The organism is Paenibacillus sp. PastM-3, from assembly GCF_029893965.1.
GTDB lineage: Bacteria > Bacillota > Bacilli > Paenibacillales > Paenibacillaceae > Paenibacillus_AQ.
Genome location: NZ_JARXXP010000001.1, coordinates 240,592 through 260,437, shown reverse-complemented (window position 1 = coordinate 260,437; position 19,846 = coordinate 240,592). Strand labels below are relative to the sequence as shown.

The following is a 19,846-nucleotide window of genomic DNA, read 5'->3' as shown; positions in this document are numbered from 1 at the left end:
TCTCCCTTAGTTAGATTTCATCCGACAGTTCACGTGCAGCTTAATCCCCGGTCCGCATGCAGCCGATTCCGGCAAGATAAGAATCGATCAGCCGGGTCAGGCTGTCCTCCAGATCCAGCGGCATCCCGAAGCCGCCCTTGTTCCTGAGTGCGGCGAAGCCATGCAGAATGCTTCTTAAGCCCCTGACTGCGTGCAGTCCGCCGGTTCTGCCCAGCTCATAGCCGGACAAGACGCTGATGATTAATTGCAGCGTCCTGTTGCCGGCTTCTTCAAGCTCGGCATTTCCTTCCTCCGGCGCCTGCAGTGTAGTTTCATACAATCCCGGACGCTGCTGCGCGAACGCCACGTAAGCCCTGCTCATGGCGTGGACGGCCGGCCCGCCGTTGACGCCTTCTATTGAGGCTGACATGACAGCATAGAGCTGCTGCAGCCCATAAATAGCCAGCAGTGTACGCAGCTCCTTGAGCCCGTTAACATGATTATACAGGGAGGGGGAACGCACGCCCAGCTTTGCAGCCAGCAGAGCCAGCGTCACCCCCTCCATCCCGTGCTCATCAGCAAGTTCCGCTGCTGCAAGCACCAGGGTCCGTTTATCCAAACCGGCTCTTGGCGACATTTAGCGGCCTCCTTTATTCAAAGAATTCTGAGCCTGCCGGATCGCCAGCTTCATCGCCTGTACAGGTTCTTCTGTCAGCATATTGCCATGACCTGCCGCCAGCACAGCCGGGGATAGCTCTGCAAGCTTAAGGGCGCTTGCCAGTGCCGATTCTTTATGCCAGGTAGCCATCGCCGGAAAAGGAAACAGCGGGACTATCGTACCAGCTACAGCTGTAACGCGGAAAGTCTGATACGCATCTCCCGCAATCAGCGCCCTGCTTCGCTGGTCCATAAAGGACATTGATCCCGGTGTATGTCCAGGTGTGCTAATGGCCTGAAGGGAGCCGATAAGACCGCCTTCCTGCAGCAGGACATCAGGCACTGTAGTAATATTCTTGGGCACTGAACCTTTCAGGGGCATCTGCGGTTCATCCGCCCTTAATGTCCGGTCCCCTCTTAACAGATCGGCGTCCCGCTCAGAGATGTAGACTTTGGCCGCCGGAAGCTGCCTCTTCAGCTCATCCAGCGCCCCTACATGATCGCCATGGGCATGAGTCAGGATTATGCGCGTAATCGGCTTCTGCAGCTTTGCGGCAGCAGCCACAATCCCTTTTACGCTGAACGGCATCGCCGCATCAATGAGGGTCAGCTCATTGTCCTCGATAACAAGATAACAATTAACGGGAAAAAAATGCGGAAACCAGGTAAGCTGCAGCAAATTTCCATTTTGTGTTACTCTCATGCTGATTCCTCCTCCAAAACTAATGATATTAGTTATAATATAAACTAATACAATTAGTTTTTCAAGTGTTATCATTGCTGTGAACAAAAAAAGCACCCCGAAGGATGCTCTCATGCCTATTAACTATCAGCCGAAACGGCCCATAATGTATTCCTGAGTCATCTGGTTCTCCGGATTGCTGAATACCTTCTCGGTCTTGTCATATTCAACGAGCGAACCAAGGTAGAAATACGCAGTGTAATCCGAAATGCGGGCTGCCTGCTGCATGTTATGAGTAACAATGACGATTCGCAGGTCTTCCTTCAATTCCTTAATCAGCTCCTCTACCTTACCTGTTGATACAGGGTCAAGCGCGGAAGCCGGCTCATCCAGCAGGAGAATTTGCGGGTTAACAGACAATGCACGGGCAATGCACAGACGCTGCTGCTGTCCGCCGGATAGAGCAAGCGCGGAATCCTTCAGCCGGTCTTTAACCTCATCCCACAGGGCGGCACGGCGCAGGCTGCTCTCCACAATTTCGTCCAGAGCTGCTTTACCCTTCACGCCGTGATATTTTGGACCGAACGCAATGTTTTCGTAGATGGACTTGTAGAACGGGTTCGGCTTCTGCCAGACCATACCGATCTTCTGGCGCAGCTTGATAACATCCGTCCCCTGTGCGTTAATGTCCACTCCGTCAATCCAGATGCTGCCTCTGGTTGTTGAGCCGGAGATATCGTCATTCATCCGGTTCAGCGAACGGAGGAACGTTGATTTACCGCAGCCCGACGGGCCAATCAGCGCTGTAACTGTATTCTGGGCAAAAGGAAGGCTAATTCCCTTAACCGCTTCGTAAGTCCCGTAAAAAATACTAAGGTTCTCTGTTTGAAATGATTCGCGCACCGCTGCCGCTGTTCCCATCTCTTACTCCTCCTGTTTATCCCTAATTTATTCTTTTGGATGCTGTCAGCTTGCGGTAAATGAATCTGCCGAAATACCGGGCCAGCAGGTTGAACAGCAATACCATGATTACGAGAACGGCTGAAGCTCCGGCTGCAATTTGGATAGCATCCGGCGCCAGACCCTCACTGTTGATTTTCCAGATGTGCACCGCCAGCGTTTCAGCCGGACGGAACGGATTAAGCGGTGAGTTTGAATGCAGCGGATTCCAGTCTGAGAAGTTCAGACGCGGACTGCTCATACCTGCTGTGAACATCAGCGCTGCTGCTTCACCGAAGACACGGCCTGCAGACAGGATCGTTCCGGTAATGATGGTAGGCAGCGCTACCGGAAGCAATACAGAAGTTACGATCTTCCATTTGGATAGTCCAAGGGCAAAGCCCGCTTCCTTCTGCGCTTTCGGCACGGTACGGAAAGCCTGCTCGGTGATCCGCACCATCAGCGGCAGATTGAAGAATGTAAGGGCAATAGCACCTGATATTAATGAGAAACCAAGGTCAAAATAGTTAACGATCAGCAAGAGGCCGAACAAGCCGACAATGATTGACGGGAAGGACGACAGCACTTCTACAATCAGACGGATGAAGTTCGTAAGCTTGCCGGGACGGGCATATTCCGCCATGAAAATACCGGCGCCAAGTCCAAGCGGAATGGTGATGAGCAATGTCAGCACCAGCAGGTATAGGGAGTTAAATAACTGCGGCCCTACCCCGCCGCCTGCGCGGATCTTCTGCGGAGCCGAGGTTAAGAAATCCCAGCTGATATGATTGAGTCCCCGTACCAGAATGTAACCTAACAGTCCAACCAGGATAGCTACAATCAGCAATGCGAAAAATACGATAAGGGTCGTGGCAATTTTGTCTGCTGTCTTCGGCTTCAAATCTTATTTCTCCTTTCGAGCATTCTTACGAGGAGGACGAATATGAACGTCATCAGCATAAGAACCAGCGCCATACTCCACAGCGCGTTATTAATCGTCGAGCCCATCGTTGTGTTCCCCATACTGAGTGTGATGACACTGGTCAGCGTGGAGGCCGATTCAAAGAGCGAGCGCGGTACGAAAGGCGCGTTACCGATAACCATCTGAACAGCAAGAGCTTCACCGAACGCACGGGCCATCCCCAGAACTACCCCGGTCATGATGGCCGGCATTGTAGTCGGGAGGATAACACGCGAGATCGTCTGCCAACGGGTGGCACCGAGCGCAAATGAGGATTCTTTCAAATTTTGCGGCAAAGAAGCAAGCGCGTCTGCAGCCACGCTTGTAATGGTCGGCAGAATCATGACCGAAAGTACAAGCGCGCCTGCAGCAACCCCGATGCCCTGGCCGGGAAATGTGTCACGCAGGAATGGAACGATAACGCTAAGACCTACAAAGCCGTATACAACTGACGGAATACCGGACAACAGCTCGATTACCGGCTGCAGCAGCTTTTTCCCCCAGCCTGGAACAATTTCAGTCATGAATAGCGCAGCACAGATGCTGAGCGGACTGGCGATCAGTGCAGCAAGTAAAGTAACCAGGAAGGAACCGCTGATAAATGGCAAAGCTCCGTAAGACGGTGTGTCTGCTGTAGGCGCCCATTTGGTGCCGAACAGGAAATCGGTTAATTTCACTTCACCGCTGATGAAGTTGGCGATACCCTTGGACGCTACGAAATAGACCATTGAAACAATGATCACGATCAGGAGCAGTACGCAAAGGGACATATATATACGCCCAACCATATCCTCAATATGATGTTTTTCGATCTTTTTTGTATTTGTTTTTCCCCGCAAGATGCTCCCTCTTTCTAAAGTGAAAAGAGAGGCAGAAGAGTTCCGCCTCTAATCACCTGATCTAATGGATCTTATCCTGTGTTAAAGCTGTATTTATTTCTTGGTTACGTTGCCGTCAACATCGCGGGAAACCTGCATTGCATTCGCCGGAATGTATCCCAGCTCAACCACATCACCGTTCTGTACTTCGTCAGTCAGCATGTAATCGAGGAATGCTTTTACAACTTCATTCGGTTCGCCGTTAGTGTACATGTGCTCGTAAGCCCATACCGGATATTCTCCGCTAACCACGTTGTCTACGGATGGCACAACACCGTCATAGTTCAGTGTTTTTACAGTGTCATCGAGGTAGGACAACGCCAGGTAACCGATCGCTCCCGGAGTTTCGCCGATCATTTTCTTAACCGTACCGGAAGAATCCTCTTGTATGGAACCCTGAAGGTCTTCAGTCTTAGTTCCCAGTGCGAAAGCTTCGAAGGTAGCGCGTGTACCGGAGCTGCTTGGACGGTTGATGATCTGGATCGCCTGGTCAGCACCGCCAACTTCGCTCCAATTCGTGATCTTACCGGTGAAAATGTCTACCAGCTGCTGTTGAGTCAGGTTATCTACGCCTGCATTAGGGTTAGTTACTGCTGCAATGGCAACAACCGCTACCTGGTGGTCAACGAGTGCAGCTGCTTTTTCAGCATCGGCATCCTTCAATTTATCTTCTGCAAATACGTCGGAGTTACCGATATCTACCTGGCCTTCAGCAACCTGGGTAAGCCCAGTACCGCTGCCGCCGCCTTGTACTTGAATATCAACACCGCTGTTAGCATCCATGAAGCTTTCAGCCGCTTGTTCAACCAATGGTTGTAATGCTGTAGAACCTGAAGCCAGGATCGAGCCGTTTAATTCTGCACCGCTGCTGTTTTCTGTAGGTGTGTTTGTCGCAGCTGCGTTATTGCCCCCGTTATTCGTTGCCGCATTGTTGCTGTTACCGCATGCCGAAAGTGCTACTACGCTTGTTAGTGCCAGAGCCATGATCCACGATTTTCTGAATTGCATTTTCTTTTGTTCCTCCTAAAGTTTGTGTTTTAGTGCACCATTGAATCTGCTTCTACAAAACTCACTTTGGAAGCTTCCTCTATGTTGTCTCTCCGCTTTACTCTTCTTATTCTAGAGCTCGTTCATTAGAGAAAAGTCTTCGTTTTGTAAAGCGAAAGATAAAAATACTAATAGAAAATGTATATTGTTATAGATATAATCTATATTAGAGAGATAAACTAACATTTGATCACCATTCAGCCGGAGGAAATCATGAATATAACGAAACTGCAAATTGTAGTTCTTATTGAAAAATATAAAAAGGTTACAGATGTGGCCGCCGAACTCGGCTTGAAACAGCCGACCGTCTCCTTTCATATGAAAAGCCTGGAGTCTGAGCTTGGCACTTCCCTTTTCCAGTACCGCAGCGGACGCGTTCTGCTGACAGAGGCGGGCCGGGCGCTGTATCAGTATGCCGTACGAATCGTGTCGCTGGCCGTTGAAGCGGAACGCAGCCTCAAGCAGTTCTCTTCCCTCAATTCGGGTAATCTGGAGCTGGAAGCTTCCTATATACCTGGTACATATGTTTTACCAAAAATAGTGTCCCAATTCATAAATCTGCATCCGGGTATCGATGCCGTGCTCGGCGTCCATAACGATAGTACAGTCAGGGAACGGCTGCGCAGCCGGGATATCCAGATGGCGGTGCTTCATATGGCGGAGAATGAAGATGAGTCCTTTCAGACGCAGGATATTAGCGGGGATGACACTGTACTTATTTTTGCTCCTGACCATCCTTTCGCCCGGGAAGCCCGGCTTACCCCGGAGAGCATAGCCCTTGAACCATGGATTCAGCATGAATCCGCCTCCTATCTGTCCAATGCTGCTGACAGCTGGGCACAATCCAATGCTGTACGTCTATGGAACCATGCGGTTGTAAATAATACGGAAGCATATAAAAGAATGGTTATGGAGGGCGGGACGGTAGGCGTGTTCTCCTTGGCGGGAATCCGTACCGAACTGGCGCTTGGCAGCCTGCGCTGGGCTCCGCTTCCGGGAACTGTGCAGGCAGCACGGTTTGCTTTTGCCTGGCGTAAGGATCATACACTGTCACCATTGCAGCAGGCTTTTATCGATATGGCTGCAGGTAGGGATCTGCAGAATAATTAATGGCATTGACCACTATAATTAACGCCATTAACTTCATTGCAACAAAAAAGGAACAAGCAGGCAGCACCCTCGAAGCACTGTCTGCTTGTTCCTTTTTTCAGATTATCTTTTTTCGGCCACCAAGGTAAAGGTTTTGGGAATGCCCTTGTCATAGACGTCCGAGGACAGATTGGGCTCTTCAACCAGTTCGCAGATGACAAGCCCGCTGCGTGCCGCTGCTGTTACCAGCTCACCCAATGTCCAGCGGCGCCAATATACAACACTGTGCTTCACATCACTTCCGGGCTGCCGCCCTGCAGACGGGAGGTATTTGGAGTAGGATACCTTCTTCTCCTCCAGCGTGGTGTCGAAATAATCTCCATCCACCTTGTGCTTGCGTACTTTGGCGGTGGAGCCTTTTGACGAGATCAGCTTGGTAGTGACGGGATGAAAATCACGCAGTACAAAACGGCCTCCAGAAGCAAGCAGCCTGTTGACCGTATCCATAAACGGTGCAAGATCGGTGAAATAATGGACAATCCCCATTTCGGCAAAAACAATGTCGTATGAGCTGTTCAGCACTTCTTCAGGTAGCTTCAACACATCGGACACAATATAATTCAGCTGCACGCCTGCTGCTTCCGCCAGTTCAACTGCGTATCTGGCATTTGCCTCAGAGAAATCGGCTATACTTACCTCTGCTCCAAGCAGGCCCAGTGCTACCCCCTTCATTCCGTTTGAACCCATCAGATTCATTACCTTTTTACCGGCAACCTCACCCAGATAAGGTTGAAGCGGAAACAGCCTGGCCTGCGGGTCTTTCGCCAGCTTCGCTGCTGCTTCAGCCGGTTTCCCGAACCTGCTTGTCCAGGCAGCATACGTATCCTCGTTCCATGTCTCTTCACTGGACGCAATCACAACCTGCGGATCTCGTTGTTCATCCAAATTTTGTTCATTCATTATATTAAATCCCCCTTTAAACAATCAGATTATGTTTTCCGTAATCATTATGATGCCGATGGCAGAGATTCCACAGCCGGTGCTGTTTTTTTACGCCCGGCATACAGGTAGACTGCCAGTCCTCCCATGACAAGAATCCCTCCGGCCCACTGCAGGCTGTTGAGCTTCTCCCCGAGCAGCAGAAAGGCAAGAATACTGGCACCAACCGGCTCGCCGAGAATATTCATGGAGACTGTTGTAGCTGATACATACTGCAACAGCCAGTTAAACAGGATATGGCCGAATACCGTAGGCACAATAGCCAGAAGCACAAAAATGCCCCACTCCTTAGGCGGATAATCAAAGAAAGGTATTCCGGCAGCCAGATTATAAACGGCAAAAACTAAGGACGCAGAAATAAAAACGATCAGGCTGTACAAATAAGACGGCATACGGGAGACCAGTCGCTGGCCTACCATCATATGTACAGAGACAGCGACCGTACCGCCGACCGACAGCAAATCGCCCTTTATATTATCAGCTGACAGCCCGATGTCGCCCCAGCCGATGAATACCGTTCCGAATATGGCAATTCCCAGGCCGAGAATTGCTGATTTTGTGCTTTTTTCCTTATACAGTACATATGAACCGATCATAATGAATACCGGCTCCAGCGCCATAATCATGGTTGAACTTGCTACAGAGGTGAACTTGAGCGAGCCCATCCACAGAAGAAAATGCAGTGCCAGCATGAAACCGGAGAATCCGAGCAGAAGCCAGTCTTTCCTTTTCAGCGCGAAGGCCGCTCCGCTGTAAGGCCGGGCAAAGGGCAGCATCAGCAGTGAGGTGAACAGCAGCCGGTACATACCCTGTACGGAGGCCGGGGCAGATGACCATTTGATAAAAATGGCGGAGAACGAGATGGCCACAATTCCGACCAGCATCAGCAGCGGAACCGGAACCGGCGGTTTTTTGATATTCACAGGGCAGCTTCCTTTCAGATCTAAAGACAAAATTTCAAGCCATATTAGAGCTTATATCCTGGTTGCCCTTTCAGTCAACCAAAAAACCCGCCGGTTATTCCAAGCGGGCTGTCCTTATCCATTCCGGCTGCTACGGCTTCAGTATTACCTTGATGCAATCCTCTTCCTTCTCGCCAAACACCTGGTAGGCATGCTCTGCTCTGCTGATCGGAAGCCGGTGGGTAATAATGTCCGTAGGATCGAATTTATTCTCCTTAATCATCTGATAAAGCTGCGGCATGTAATGGATAACCGGAGCCTGACCCATTTTGAGGGTAATGTTGCGCTCAAACAGATGACCCAGCGGGAACATGTTATAGTTCAGGCCATATACACCGACGAGCTGGATGGTGCCGAACTTGCGCACTACCTCAGAGGCAATCCGGAAAGCACCAAGCGAACCGCCCTGGAGCATCAGCGCTGTCTCCACCTTTTCCACCACTGTCTTCTTGGCGTCAAGGCCGACACAGTCGATAACAACATCTGCTCCTCCTCGAGTGATTTCTTTCATATGCACTTCAAAGTCTTTAATCTCTTCAAAATTGAAAATTTCCACATTGTTGGTCAGTTTTGCGTGATTCAGCCGGTACTGCACATGATCGACCGCGATAACCCGGGCAGCTCCCTTCATCCAAGCGAACTTCTGGGTCAGCAGCCCGACCGGACCGCAGCCCAGTACAATTACCGTATCACCCGGTTTGACCCCTGCATGCTCAACGCCCCACCAGGCAGTCGGTACAATGTCAGAAAGGAATAGCAGCTTCTCATCCTCCATCTCCGCGTCCTCAGGAACCACAAACGGTCCGAAGTTGCCGTACGGCACTCGAAGCAGCTCCGCCTGCCCACCAGCAAAACCGCCGTAAGAATCGGAATAACCGAGCATACCCCCGGTATCCTTCGCATCATTCGCGTGATCACACTGGCTTTCCATCTCATGCTGGCAAAAGAAACATTGGCCGCAGGCCACATTAAACGGTATGATGACGCGGTCGCCTTTTTTTACCCTGGTCACCTCGGGTCCCACTTCCTCAACCACCCCCATAGGTTCATGTCCGATCACATAATCATCATGCATGCCCGGAATTTCACCGTTATAAATATGCAGGTCGGAACCACAGATGGCAGTTGAGGTGATCCGGACGACAATATCGTCCTTCTTCTCCAGCTTGGCGTCGGCGACATCCTTGACTTCCACTTTCTTCTTCCCTTGGTACGTTACAGCTCTCATGATGAGGACCACTCCTTCGAAAGTAGAGTATAACTAAACCTATTAAGTTATAACCCAAAAATCCCCCGAATCATCCCCTAGTCAAAAAAATTGCCAATGTTATAACGAGCCGCTTTCCGTTCCGGCAGGCGGATACAGCAGCGGTGAATACATCATCAGGGCATGATTCTCGGCTACAGCCTCATCACCGGCAACTTCTCCGCTGCGGGTCAGCACTCTGCGGCGGATACGGTTACTGCGGATGTATCCGCCCCATGGCTCAAGGCTGATGACATGATCCGCCTCATACACCTCATAGGTGTACAACGGCTCGTTGTCACAGCGCCATTCCCCGTGCAAAAACGTATCATCAAGGTGCAGCTTCAGCTGATAAGCATGATCTGTATGATTCGTTAGCTGCAGATCAAGATAATTATAGGCACAAGTGGCCCCGCTGCCAAACGGCTGGGTGCGCCGCTCATCCGGAAACACGTCGTAGCTGTGCCGGTGACGCTCCGTTACTGTCAAAGGAGTATGCAATGCCATCCAGTAGATCAGATTGGACAGCTGGCATAATCCGCCGCCTGTTCCGGAGCGGAAGCCGCCATAGAATAACACCATCCCGTCCAGATAACCTTTGCGGCGGGTAGGCTTCCCGATACTCCGCCAATAGGAAAAGGTCTCACCCGGACGGATCAGCAGCCCATCCAGTCGGCGGGCAGCGATCGTCAGGTTGGTGATTTTATTGTATTGCAGCTGCATGTCTACATTACGCAGCATCCGCAGCAAAGGGGTTGAATGCTCTGCTGCCTTAAATGTAAGTGTATCTTTGCTGAAGGTCTTTGCCCTATTGCCGGGAGAGATCAGCCACTGCCAATATCTTTTACAGATAAAGTACCGCTTACCGGCATACAAACGCAGCCTGGAACGGCGGATTGGCTTCATTGCCGACTTGGCCCGGCTCATGAAAACCCGATCTCGTCCGCACGCTGCAGTCTGGCAAATCTTCCGCCGAGCACCCCGTTATGGTGCCGAACGATTTCCTCCCCGGTGAGATTTCCGTTATCGAAGGTACTGTGCGCATCCTGTACCAGAATACTCCGGTAGCCCATGCTGTAAGCACGCCGGCAGGTGGTATCGAGACAGAATTCCGTCTGCATCCCGCAGATAACCAGCTCTGTAATGCCCTGTCGCTGAAGCTCCTCATGCAGTCCGGTACGGTGAAACGCATCCCAGGTCGGCTTCTCTACAACCGTTTCCCCTTCACGCGGCGTAATCCGGCTGCTGATCTCCCAGGTTGGCAGCCCCCGGGTATATTCCTCATCCTCTGTATGCTGGATATACACAACAGGAGCACCAGCCGAACGGGCTTTGTCCAGTAGGGAAACAATCCGGTCCATCACCTGTTCCCCGTCAAACAGACTCATTCCCGGATAAGAAAACATGGCTTCCTGTACATCAATAATCAGCAGTGCCTTAGTCATCTCTAAAATCCTCCCTGTATAAAATAATTCTGATTCCGGTCAATGGCGGCCCTTCGAACTCCATCCTATTTCTCCCATATTCAAATCTATTCTATAACAAGTTCTGCTATTAAACCCACTATTATCTTAGCATTTATTATAGTGTAAAAGATCAGCAAAAAGAGGCAACTCCAATTATCATCAGATAATCACAGTTGCCTCTTAAAACAGTGCCAGCTATTTTCCCCGTTTATTGTGCCAGATTAGCGCGTGCAGCTGCGGCAGCACTCTTACCCGGTTCATGGCCGGATCGGCAATAACCAGATTGAACAGCCATTCCAGGCATCCAAGCAGGCGGGCCGATATATCTCCCGGCTCCGTCACATCATCGTTACCAGGCTGCAAGAACAGCTGTACTCCCGGGTAACGCTGATGTACCGTTTTGGCATAGGCGTAGTCTTCCTCATTGAATACCACTACCTTCAGGCTGTGTGTTCCTTTGCCAAGCACTTTCAGCTTCTCGAGAATACTGTCCAGCATCGCCCAGTCCGTGTTCATGCCTGAGCTTGGCGGTTTGGGACTGATCGTCAGCGCGTCAATCTCATAGAACCAGTCCTGCCAGCGGCTCCCCTGGGTTTCGATTGCTGCCTGGATGCCGCGCTCATGCAATAGATCAACAAATTGCCCCATGCTGTCACCGAGCAGTGCCGGATTGCCTCCTGAGATGGTCACGGAGTCGAAATTGCTGCCGGCCAGGGCAAGCAGCTCATTCATAATCTCCTCCGGCTCCAGCATCCGCACGATATCCTTGGCAGAGCCGTCCCAGGTGAAGGCCGAATCGCACCAGCTGCAGCGGTAATCACAGCCGTAAGTGCGCACGAACATCGTCTTTACGCCAATAACGGCGCCTTCACCCTGAATCGTAGGGCCGAAAATTTCAATTACCGGAATTTTACTCACAGTCACAGCCTCCGTGCATCCGGTAGGCAGGCCCGTCTTCCGGAATATCTGCAGCCAGCACTTCCGCCCAGGAGGTCGGTGTCTCCCACAGCTTAACAGAATACAATGGCAGGTCTGCCAGCTTCAGCCGATGGGCAATATATGCAGACATGTTTTCTACTGTTGTACGGAAGCCGAGCAGCGCCACCTTGGAGCCGGTCTGGTTCAACGTCTCCAGTACAGGCTCATTGCCCATGGCCAGAAAAGCGTGATCCAGCAGGTCCACCAGCTGCTGCTGTACGGTCGCTTTTATATCGCTGAAATCAATGACGAAGCCCTCATCCGAATGCCCGGCCTCTGCCAGGGGCTTGCCTTTGAGCATAACCTCCAGCTTGTACGTATGCCCGTGCAGATTGCTGCATTTGCCTTTGTGGCCGACCAGCTGATGTGCAGAGTCAAAGGTGAAAATTTTGCAGACTGTTACTTCACCCAGCATTACAAATCACCCTGCTTTCTTTCCGCCACGTACTGTTCAAGCCCGCGCTGGCGCAGCAGACAGGCCGGACAGGTGCCGCAGCCGCTGCCGATAATGCCGTTATAGCAGGTCAAGGTATGCTCACGGACATAATCGAACTGGCCAAGCTCATCGGCGAGCTTCCAGGTTTCTTTTTTATCGAGCCACATCAGCGGAGTGTGAATGACAAATTCATAATCCATTGACAGGTTAAGCGTCACATTCAGTGATTTTACAAACACATCCCGGCAGTCAGGATAACCGCTGAAGTCAGTCTGGCACACACCGGTTATGATATTCGCATAGCCCAGCTGCTTCGCCATAATTGCTGCAAACGACAGGAACAGCAGGTTGCGCCCGTCCACGAATGTGCTCGGCAACTCCCCGTCTTCCCCGGCTTCAATGGCAATATCATCACGGGTAAGCGCGTTGGGTGCCAGCTGATTGAGCAGTCCCAGATCCAGGATGTGCTGCTTCACGCCGAAATTAGCGGCAATTTCTTTCGCAACTTCAATCTCGGCCGCATGGCGCTGATTATAGTTAAAAGTGACCACCTGTACTTCTTCAAAATGCTTGAGCGCCCATACGAGGCAGGTAGTGCTGTCCTGGCCGCCGCTGAACACGACGAGTGCTTTTTTATTCATACGTTTACTCTCTCCTCCCATTGCCTTCCGTCTACCGGTTGTCCACTTTTTCAGGATACAGGTCATGATTCATCAGCCGGTGCTCGGCCATGGCCTCATACTTGGTCCCCGGACGCCCCCAGTTGCAGTAAGGATCAATGGAGATGCCGCCGCGCGGTGTGAATTTACCCCACACTTCAATATAGCGCGGATTCATCAGGGAGATCAGGTCATTCATTATAATGTTGACACAGTCCTCATGAAAATCACCATGATTGCGGAAGCTGAACAGGTACAGCTTAAGCGACTTGGATTCCACCATCTTGATATCGGGGATGTACGAGATGTACATCACGCCGAAATCCGGCTGCCCGGTTACAGGACACAGGCTGGTGAACTCCGGACAATTGAATTTGACAAAATAATCGCGGCCGGGATGCTTGTTATCGAACGCTTCCAGCACTTTTGGATCGTATCCGAAATTATACTTGGTTCCCTGGTTGCCCAATAGGGTGACCTCAGGCATTTCCTCTTTCAGTCTGCCTTCTGACATGACAAAAAACCCCTCTCTTTTCCCTCCGGCTGTCTGCCGGAAACAGGAAAGAAGAACGAGATTTCGAAAACTTGGCTCTACTAAATAGTTTTTTATAGAGGGAGTTTGCGAACCTCTCCTGTGCAGACGCACAGAATTCTTCTTATGCTTGTATTAGCGCCTTGAACTATACCATGTTTCACGGTCTTCTGGCAAGCTTTACAGATAATCCAGAATAAGTGAACAGAGCATTCCTAGCGCGGTAGCCAAACCGGTCAGCGGTCCACTGTCTTCATACGCTTCGGGCATCATACTGGAAGACACCATGGCAATAATTCCTCCTCCGGCAAAAGAGGCAATCAGCGCTGTTGTATACCCGCCCGCATGATCCATAAACGCATAGCCTGCTCCTGAAGCTACAGTAGATATAACCAGCACACTGAGCCACAGCAGGATTATTTTGCTTTTGCTGTATCCGTCCTGCTTGAGTCCGGCTGTACTGGACAGCCCTTCAGGAATATTGCTGATAAAAATGGCAATCACCAGCAGGAGGCTTACCCCTTTTCCCGAGATCAGACTTGCCCCGATCATAATGGACTCAGGAATAGCATCCAGCACAGTTCCGGCAAATATCGCCAGACCGCTTCCGCTCCGCGGCTTTGTGCTCTTATCTGACCGGACCGAACGCTTCCGTCCTGATCCTCCCTTGCGTGAAATGTACCAGTCAAACCCTGTAAACACCAGCGCACCGGCAATAAAACCGATGATCGTCGGAACCAGTCCGCCGTCATGTGCGGAATCATCCAGCAGCTCATAGGCGGCAGCGCCGATCAGCACGCCTGTCCCGAACGCCATAATGAAGCCAATCCACTTGGTCTGGATACGCCAAAATAGGGCTGCCAGCGCACCAATCAGCACCGCCGAACCGGATACCGCTCCCCATAACAGAGCATTCCACATCTGCTTCACCTTCTTTTGTCAGAAGAATTGCGCTCTGCACGCATAGTATTATTGTACACTTTTAATGCTTGCAGCAAACATTCCGGCTATTGCCTGGAGCAGATTATAAGGGATGGATTCAATTGCACATAAAGGGGTAACTTAAAATATAATCTCCTATACAAGGATGGGATCAGCTTATGGAACAAGCGGTACAGCAGCTTCAAGAATGGCTAGCCTCATTGGCAGGTAAAACAATTGTCATAGAAAAGCAGGAGCTTGAGGATGTGGACACGGTTCATTTCAGCCTCGAAAGCGTGGATTACCGGAGCTCCGAGGATGTGATTGACGATTATCTGGGCGATGCCCTTATACTACGAGGCACCGGCAACACTTTGAACGGAGACGGAGAACTTGTCCCCCTGCCTCAGCCAAACTATGAACTGGCGGTCAGCGGACTGCAGGTGCATTCAGCGGAAGCAGATAAGGCTGAGCTGCAGACTGAGCGTGCCCGGTACACCATTACTATAGGTGAAGCTTAACCCGTGATAGTTAATTGCATTAAGCTTTAAACAACAGGTGCCATATTAAAAACAGGAGGCCGCAGCACTAGTCAACTAGTCTGCGGCCTCCTGTTCAGTCTTCCCCGATAATTCGTACTTCCGTCTCCAGCTCTACCCCGAATTTATCCTTAACCGCTGCGCGGACATGATGGATTAGCCCAATATAGTCATTAGCCGTTGCATTATCCGCATTTACAATAAATCCGGCATGCTTGCGGGACACCTCCGCCCCGCCGATCCGTACGCCCTGCAGACCGCTTTCCTGAATCAGCTGCCCGGCGAACCTGCCCGGCGGCCGTTTGAACACACTGCCGCAGGAAGGATATTCGAGCGGCTGCTTGGATTCCCTAAGATAGGTCAGCTCATCCATCTTCGCTTTGATTGCCGCCGGGTCTCCCGGCTGCAGGGCAAAGCGCGCCTCAAGCACGATATAGTCTCCTCCGGCAAAAATGCTGTGCCGGTAACCAAACTGCAGCTCCTCCCCCTGCAGCGTTACGAGCTGCCCTTCTTTGTTAACGGCAAGGGCGCTGTGCAGCACATCCTTGACCTCACCGCCGTAGGCACCGGCGTTCATATAAAGCGCGCCGCCTACTGTTCCGGGAATACCACAGGCAAATTCCAGACCTGTCAGCTCCTGCTCCAGCGCATAGGCCGAGGCATCAATAATTTTGGCGCCGCACTGGGCAACCAGCAGCCCGTTCTGAATGGTCATCTTATCCAAAACTGAAGTATACAGCACGATTCCGCGTATGCCGCCGTCGCGTATAATGACATTTGACCCGTTCCCCAGCACGGTTAACGGGATATTACGCTCACGGGCGTATGTAACCACAATTTGTATTTCCTCATAGCTTGCAGGTACAGCCAGAATATCGGCGATCCCGCCGATTTGCGTAAATACATAAGTTTTCAGCATTTCCCGGCTTCTCACCGTTCCGTCCGGAAGAAGCTGCTGCAAATCCTGTTCAACTTGGCTTATATTCATGTTTCATGCTCCTTTACAATCAATACATGAGCCGGCTATCAGCCTGAATTAATGGCATCCCCAACTGTAACAACGAACAGGCTCCCTTGTCAATGACGGGAGCCTGCTGCTGATGCTGCATGTATTCAGTTTATGCGGCAATCCGCCGAAATATATCTAAGCCTGACCTGCAGAGGCAGTTCTGCGGAATTCGGTCCGGCGGGCCGCCCGCTCTTCTTCCTTCAGCCGAGGGCAGGTGTAGCAATAGCTTCCGCCTTCTGTCCGGTAATACAGGCAGCAGCAGTTGCGCATATTCACGGTCTTATCTGGATCAGCCAGCGATTCGATCCTGCGCACCTGAACGTGAAACGGATTTCTCTTCAAGCCGAATATTGCCGCCGGCATTTCTTCGCGCAGATACCGGTAATCTCCCTGCAATGTCTCCAGCAGGCCTGCGGTAACCTCTCCGGAGGTAAAAACCTCCAGGTAATAATTGAATTTGGTTGGCAGCTGGCCCCAAATCTCTCCCCCGGCAAGCCCGGTAACGCCGGATAACGTAGTCAGCAGCGGAGCAGCTGTATTCCGGTAGAACTGTGTCAGCTGTTCATTGCGCCAGTCCGTCCGCTCCTTGGCGTCCGCAGGAGCCGGTATGAATGACCATTCGTTCAGAGAGAAGGCTACACGCCAATATCCATTGGCCGGGACGAGATGCACAGACAAGCCGGGCAGACTGACATCAGGACTGGCAGAATAGACAGAAAGAGCATATTGGAATGCAAGGGCCACATTACCGAAGGCACCGGCAAAATAAGAGGCGGCCACCTTGTCATCCATTCCTTTGATGAGCGGCCTATAGCACTCGACAAAAGCTCTCATTCCCGCTTCATTAGCCATCTCAGCGGCATTAAAGGAATACACCGTTCCTTCCGGAATGCCGGGATGCAGATCAAACTTGCTGCCGAAGTCCTGTATCTGCTCTTGTTGTGCATCGTTCATTACATTTCCTCCTCTTTATATTCATCCCTGGGCTGATTACAATCCGGCGGCCTTATATGCTGCCAGCTCATACGGCAGGCACAGCGGGACACCCGTACGCGGATCGGCAACGATATCGCATTCAATGCCGAAGACCTTGCGGAGTACATCAGGTGTCATAACCTCGGAAGGAGTCCCTTCACTGACAACTGTGCCGGCTTTGATTGCCACCATATGCTGCGCATAACGGGAAGCATGATTCAAGTCATGCACGACCATAATGATCGTACGGCCTTCCTCCTGGTTCAGCTTCTGCAGCAGCTGCAGCACTTCCAGCTGATGGGCCATATCGAGGAACGTAGTCGGCTCGTCCAGGAACAGGATATCTGTCTGCTGGGCCAGGGCCATCGCAATCCAGGCGCGCTGGCGCTGGCCGCCGGAGAGACGGTCAATCGGGCGGTCATGAAATTCCTCCATACCGGTTACCGTAATCGCCTTAGCGATAATCTCACGGTCTTCAGGCGTCATCGTGCCGAAGCCCTTCTGATGCGGATACCGGCCGTAACCAACAAGCTCAGACACTGTCAGTCCGTCCGGAGCCGTTGGATTCTGCGGCAGGATCGCCAGCTGACGGGCTACTTCTTTGGTGGACAAGGTATGGATTGATTTGCCGTCCAGCATCACACTTCCGCTCTTCGGCTTCATAATCCGGGCCATTGTTTTTAGAATCGTAGACTTGCCGGAGCCGTTAGCTCCAACGAGCGCTGTAATTTTTCCTGTCGGCAGTGACAGGTTCAGACCTTTGACAATCGTTGCTTCCGCATACCCGATACTTAGCTGTTCCGTGTTTAAACGTTCTGACATAATCTCCACTCCTTAATATTCTAATGTATGTATGACTTCAGCGGGGTTAAGCACATTGGTCCGGCATTTGTGTGACTGATATTGTTTATCACTCAACTGATATTAGTTCTCAATTATCATTATCGCAAATATATGAAAGTTGTACAAGCATTCACACAAAAAGGCTGCCCCCGTTTTTAACGGAAGCAGCCGCTTCTTCAAGTTGCCTGACTATTTATGCAAATGATAAGGAACTGTTGCTACTACGATATCCTTCTGGTTCATCAGATAAGAACGGATGAACAGGCTGGTCTGATTATGCAGGATGGCCTGCCACCAGTGCTTCGTAATAAATTGCGGAATCAGTACCGTGATATGGTCCGTTGAAGCGGTCTTCCACTCCACTGTATCAATAAACTTGACCAGCGGGCGGATGATGCTCCGGTAGCGGGAACGGAGGACGATCAGGCGCACGCCAGGATTCCATTCCTCCCACTTCTGTTCCATTTTGTGAATCTCTTCTTCATCAAAGCCTACATATACAGCTACGACATTGTCCGTAAGGGATTTGGCATAGCTGATGGAATGCAATACAGCACGGGTTACACCGGCTACAGGGACTACTACCGTACTGCCCTTAATGCAAGGCTTGTCGGTTGACGGACAAATCCGCAGCTGGTCTGCAGTATTAAGATAGTGACGGTGAATCCGGTGGAATACCAGCATTACAACCGGCAGGAAGATGAAGGCCATCCATACGCTGGAGAACTTTGTAATAATAAAGATCAGCGTAATGGTGAGCGTGGTCAGCATACCGACCGTATTCACTGCAAACTTGTTCTGCCAGCCCTTTGGTCTGGTTTTATACCAGTGTACCATCATTCCAAGCTGGGATAAGGTGAACGGAATGAACACACCGACAGCATACAGCGGGATCAGTCCTTCTGTATTCCCGTGAAATGCAGCTACCAGTACTGCCGACAGGACCCCGAGGAAAATAATACCGTTAGAAAAGCCCAGCCGGTCTCCGCGGACCATGAAGGCATGGGGCAAATATTTGTCTTTGGCGAACATAAAAGCGAGCAGCGGGAACGCCGAGTAGGCGGTATTTGCCGCCAGGAACAGGATGACTGCCGTAATCCCTTGAATGAAGAAGTACAAACCGCCGCGGCCTAAGGTCGACTCGGCAATTTGGGACACTACTGTAGCTTTTTCATCCGGGGTAACACCGTACCAGTAAGCCAGCAGGGTAATGCCTGTAAACATTATGCCAAGGATCAGTCCCATCATCATCAGCGTTTTGGCGGCATTTTTTTCCGCAGGAGCCTTGAAGTTCGGAATGGCATTGGATACCGCCTCTACCCCGGTCAAGGCCGAACAGCCGGAGCTGAACGCTTTGAGCAGCAGAAACAGGCTGACATTGGATACCGCTGAGCCTATTTCAGGTACACTGGCATGGGCGCCGCCGGTCAGGTATTTGATCACACCTGCAGCAATCAGAAAAAAGATCGAGCCGACAAACAGATATACCGGGATTGCAATAAACGAGGCGGATTCAGTAACTCCGCGCAGATTGACGATTGTAAGCAGTATAATAACGGAAACCGCAATAAGAACAGTGTGGTCATGCAGACTTGGAAAAGCCGATGTAATCGCGTCAGTCCCCGCCGAGGCGCTAACCGCAACGGTAAGAATGTAGTCAACCAATAAAGAGCCGCCGGCTAACAGGCCGGTGGGAACACCCAGATTGCTTTTGGCCACGATGTAAGCCCCGCCGCCTTGCGGATAGGCAAAGATCGTCTGCCGGTAGGACAAAATGAGTATGGCCAGCAGGCCCAATACGGCAAGCGCGATTGGCAGGGAGTACCAGATGGCAGTGAAGCCTGCAGCCACAAGTACCAGGAGAATTTGTTCCGTTCCGTAGGCTACAGATGATAGCGCATCAGAAGACAGGACAGCCAGTGCTTTCACCTTGGATAACTTTTCATGATCGAGTTCGTTCGACTTCATCGGACGTCCGATCAATAGTCGTTTTACCTTGCTTACCATTGTTGTAACAGTTCCTCTCTTTGTTAGTTGAACCGGTTATAC

The 19,846-nt window shown here is 51.2% G+C and carries 22 protein-coding genes and 1 riboswitch; of the genes, 2 read left to right on the top strand and 20 right to left on the bottom strand.

The window, feature by feature from the left end; translation table 11 throughout:
* Positions 1-40: 40 nt before the first annotated feature.
* The 6 genes from M2108_RS01220 to M2108_RS01195 all read right to left on the bottom strand — a co-directional run bounded on the left by M2108_RS01220 (position 41) and on the right by M2108_RS01195 (position 5,104).
* Complete coding sequence (locus M2108_RS01220; RefSeq protein ID WP_277469213.1) at positions 41-616, bottom strand: TetR/AcrR family transcriptional regulator; 576 nt, start codon at positions 614-616, stop codon at positions 41-43.
* A complete protein-coding gene (locus tag M2108_RS01215; RefSeq protein WP_277469212.1) occupies positions 617-1,339 on the bottom strand; it encodes an MBL fold metallo-hydrolase in 723 nt (240 codons plus the stop codon). It lies immediately after the preceding gene.
* Between the two features lie 126 nt (positions 1,340-1,465).
* On the bottom strand, positions 1,466-2,239 hold the full coding sequence (pstB, locus tag M2108_RS01210) for a phosphate ABC transporter ATP-binding protein PstB (protein WP_277469211.1): 774 nt from the start codon (positions 2,237-2,239) through the stop codon (positions 1,466-1,468).
* A 22-nt stretch (positions 2,240-2,261) separates the two neighbouring features.
* On the bottom strand, positions 2,262-3,158 hold the full coding sequence (gene pstA, locus M2108_RS01205) for a phosphate ABC transporter permease PstA (RefSeq protein WP_277469210.1): 897 nt from the start codon (positions 3,156-3,158) through the stop codon (positions 2,262-2,264).
* A complete protein-coding gene (gene pstC, locus M2108_RS01200) occupies positions 3,155-4,006 on the bottom strand; it encodes a phosphate ABC transporter permease subunit PstC (protein ID WP_277469269.1) in 852 nt (283 codons plus the stop codon). Before pstC ends, pstA begins: the two co-directional genes overlap by 4 nt.
* Positions 4,007-4,150: 144 nt before the next feature.
* Positions 4,151-5,104, bottom strand: a complete 954-nt coding sequence (locus tag M2108_RS01195; protein ID WP_277469209.1) for a phosphate ABC transporter substrate-binding protein — start codon at positions 5,102-5,104, stop codon at positions 4,151-4,153.
* Between the two features lie 252 nt (positions 5,105-5,356).
* Between M2108_RS01195 and M2108_RS01190 the strand changes: the two genes are divergently transcribed.
* Positions 5,357-6,253 (top strand): LysR family transcriptional regulator, encoded by an 897-nt coding sequence (locus M2108_RS01190; RefSeq protein ID WP_277469208.1) that lies wholly within the window; start codon positions 5,357-5,359, stop codon positions 6,251-6,253.
* Between the two features lie 102 nt (positions 6,254-6,355).
* Here the strand turns inward: M2108_RS01190 and M2108_RS01185 are convergent, their stop codons facing one another.
* The 10 genes from M2108_RS01185 to M2108_RS01140 form a co-directional block, all read right to left on the bottom strand.
* Entirely contained in the window at positions 6,356-7,192 is an 837-nt protein-coding gene (locus tag M2108_RS01185) for a class I SAM-dependent methyltransferase (RefSeq protein WP_277469207.1), read from the bottom strand.
* 47 nt (positions 7,193-7,239) lie between these two features.
* Positions 7,240-8,154, bottom strand: coding sequence for a DMT family transporter (locus M2108_RS01180; protein ID WP_277469206.1), 915 nt, complete (start codon positions 8,152-8,154; stop codon positions 7,240-7,242).
* Between the two features lie 130 nt (positions 8,155-8,284).
* On the bottom strand, positions 8,285-9,421 hold the full coding sequence (locus M2108_RS01175) for a zinc-dependent alcohol dehydrogenase (protein WP_277469205.1): 1,137 nt from the start codon (positions 9,419-9,421) through the stop codon (positions 8,285-8,287).
* A 99-nt stretch (positions 9,422-9,520) separates the two neighbouring features.
* Positions 9,521-10,366 (bottom strand): VanW family protein, encoded by an 846-nt coding sequence (locus M2108_RS01170; protein WP_277469204.1) that lies wholly within the window; start codon positions 10,364-10,366, stop codon positions 9,521-9,523.
* Positions 10,363-10,884, bottom strand: coding sequence for a cysteine hydrolase family protein (locus M2108_RS01165; RefSeq protein ID WP_277469203.1), 522 nt, complete (start codon positions 10,882-10,884; stop codon positions 10,363-10,365). Before M2108_RS01165 ends, M2108_RS01170 begins: the two co-directional genes overlap by 4 nt.
* 216 nt (positions 10,885-11,100) lie before the next feature.
* Positions 11,101-11,823, bottom strand: coding sequence for a 7-carboxy-7-deazaguanine synthase QueE (gene queE, locus M2108_RS01160; RefSeq protein ID WP_277469202.1), 723 nt, complete (start codon positions 11,821-11,823; stop codon positions 11,101-11,103).
* A complete protein-coding gene (locus M2108_RS01155; RefSeq protein WP_277469201.1) occupies positions 11,816-12,298 on the bottom strand; it encodes a 6-pyruvoyl trahydropterin synthase family protein in 483 nt (160 codons plus the stop codon). Before M2108_RS01155 ends, queE begins: the two co-directional genes overlap by 8 nt.
* A complete protein-coding gene (gene queC, locus M2108_RS01150) occupies positions 12,298-12,960 on the bottom strand; it encodes a 7-cyano-7-deazaguanine synthase QueC (RefSeq protein WP_068725175.1) in 663 nt (220 codons plus the stop codon). Before queC ends, M2108_RS01155 begins: the two co-directional genes overlap by 1 nt.
* Before the next feature lie 31 nt (positions 12,961-12,991).
* Complete coding sequence (gene queF / locus M2108_RS01145; protein WP_277469200.1) at positions 12,992-13,492, bottom strand: preQ(1) synthase; 501 nt, start codon at positions 13,490-13,492, stop codon at positions 12,992-12,994.
* Between the two features lie 78 nt (positions 13,493-13,570).
* Positions 13,571-13,614: riboswitch (PreQ1 riboswitch) on the bottom strand.
* A gap of 76 nt (positions 13,615-13,690) precedes the next feature.
* Positions 13,691-14,431, bottom strand: coding sequence for a ZIP family metal transporter (locus tag M2108_RS01140; protein ID WP_277469199.1), 741 nt, complete (start codon positions 14,429-14,431; stop codon positions 13,691-13,693).
* 179 nt (positions 14,432-14,610) lie between these two features.
* Here M2108_RS01140 and ymzB point away from each other — a divergent pair, with 179 nt between their 5' ends.
* Complete coding sequence (ymzB, locus tag M2108_RS01135) at positions 14,611-14,952, top strand: protein YmzB (RefSeq protein WP_277469198.1); 342 nt, start codon at positions 14,611-14,613, stop codon at positions 14,950-14,952.
* A 94-nt stretch (positions 14,953-15,046) separates the two neighbouring features.
* Here ymzB and murB read toward each other — a convergent pair whose 3' ends face one another.
* From murB to M2108_RS01115, 4 genes are all read right to left on the bottom strand, one after another.
* Positions 15,047-15,958, bottom strand: a complete 912-nt coding sequence (gene murB, locus M2108_RS01130) for a UDP-N-acetylmuramate dehydrogenase (RefSeq protein WP_277469197.1) — start codon at positions 15,956-15,958, stop codon at positions 15,047-15,049.
* A 156-nt stretch (positions 15,959-16,114) separates the two neighbouring features.
* Positions 16,115-16,933 (bottom strand): (2Fe-2S)-binding protein, encoded by an 819-nt coding sequence (locus M2108_RS01125; protein ID WP_277469196.1) that lies wholly within the window; start codon positions 16,931-16,933, stop codon positions 16,115-16,117.
* Between the two features lie 36 nt (positions 16,934-16,969).
* Positions 16,970-17,776: an ABC transporter ATP-binding protein gene (locus tag M2108_RS01120; protein WP_277469195.1), complete on the bottom strand. Its 807-nt coding sequence runs from the start codon at positions 17,774-17,776 to the stop codon at positions 16,970-16,972.
* Positions 17,777-17,986: 210 nt separating this feature from the next.
* Positions 17,987-19,804 (bottom strand): APC family permease, encoded by a 1,818-nt coding sequence (locus M2108_RS01115; protein WP_277469194.1) that lies wholly within the window; start codon positions 19,802-19,804, stop codon positions 17,987-17,989.
* Positions 19,805-19,846 lie beyond the last annotated feature (42 nt).

Coding starts and splice junctions, on each gene's coding strand:
- M2108_RS01220 (WP_277469213.1), bottom strand. CDS start 616: ATGTCGCCAAGAGCCGGTTTGGATAAACGGACCCTGGTGCTTGCAGCA.
- M2108_RS01215 (WP_277469212.1), bottom strand. CDS start 1,339: ATGAGAGTAACACAAAATGGAAATTTGCTGCAGCTTACCTGGTTTCCG.
- pstB (WP_277469211.1), bottom strand. CDS start 2,239: ATGGGAACAGCGGCAGCGGTGCGCGAATCATTTCAAACAGAGAACCTT.
- pstC (WP_277469269.1), bottom strand. CDS start 4,006: ATGGTTGGGCGTATATATATGTCCCTTTGCGTACTGCTCCTGATCGTG.
- M2108_RS01195 (WP_277469209.1), bottom strand. CDS start 5,104: ATGCAATTCAGAAAATCGTGGATCATGGCTCTGGCACTAACAAGCGTA.
- M2108_RS01190 (WP_277469208.1), top strand. CDS start 5,357: ATGAATATAACGAAACTGCAAATTGTAGTTCTTATTGAAAAATATAAA.
- M2108_RS01185 (WP_277469207.1), bottom strand. CDS start 7,192: ATGAATGAACAAAATTTGGATGAACAACGAGATCCGCAGGTTGTGATT.
- M2108_RS01175 (WP_277469205.1), bottom strand. CDS start 9,421: ATGAGAGCTGTAACGTACCAAGGGAAGAAGAAAGTGGAAGTCAAGGAT.
- M2108_RS01170 (WP_277469204.1), bottom strand. CDS start 10,366: ATGAGCCGGGCCAAGTCGGCAATGAAGCCAATCCGCCGTTCCAGGCTG.
- M2108_RS01165 (WP_277469203.1), bottom strand. CDS start 10,884: ATGACTAAGGCACTGCTGATTATTGATGTACAGGAAGCCATGTTTTCT.
- M2108_RS01155 (WP_277469201.1), bottom strand. CDS start 12,298: ATGCTGGGTGAAGTAACAGTCTGCAAAATTTTCACCTTTGACTCTGCA.
- queC (WP_068725175.1), bottom strand. CDS start 12,960: ATGAATAAAAAAGCACTCGTCGTGTTCAGCGGCGGCCAGGACAGCACT.
- queF (WP_277469200.1), bottom strand. CDS start 13,492: ATGTCAGAAGGCAGACTGAAAGAGGAAATGCCTGAGGTCACCCTATTG.
- M2108_RS01140 (WP_277469199.1), bottom strand. CDS start 14,431: ATGTGGAATGCTCTGTTATGGGGAGCGGTATCCGGTTCGGCGGTGCTG.
- ymzB (WP_277469198.1), top strand. CDS start 14,611: ATGGAACAAGCGGTACAGCAGCTTCAAGAATGGCTAGCCTCATTGGCA.
- murB (WP_277469197.1), bottom strand. CDS start 15,958: ATGAATATAAGCCAAGTTGAACAGGATTTGCAGCAGCTTCTTCCGGAC.
- M2108_RS01125 (WP_277469196.1), bottom strand. CDS start 16,933: ATGAACGATGCACAACAAGAGCAGATACAGGACTTCGGCAGCAAGTTT.
- M2108_RS01120 (WP_277469195.1), bottom strand. CDS start 17,776: ATGTCAGAACGTTTAAACACGGAACAGCTAAGTATCGGGTATGCGGAA.
- M2108_RS01115 (WP_277469194.1), bottom strand. CDS start 19,804: ATGGTAAGCAAGGTAAAACGACTATTGATCGGACGTCCGATGAAGTCG.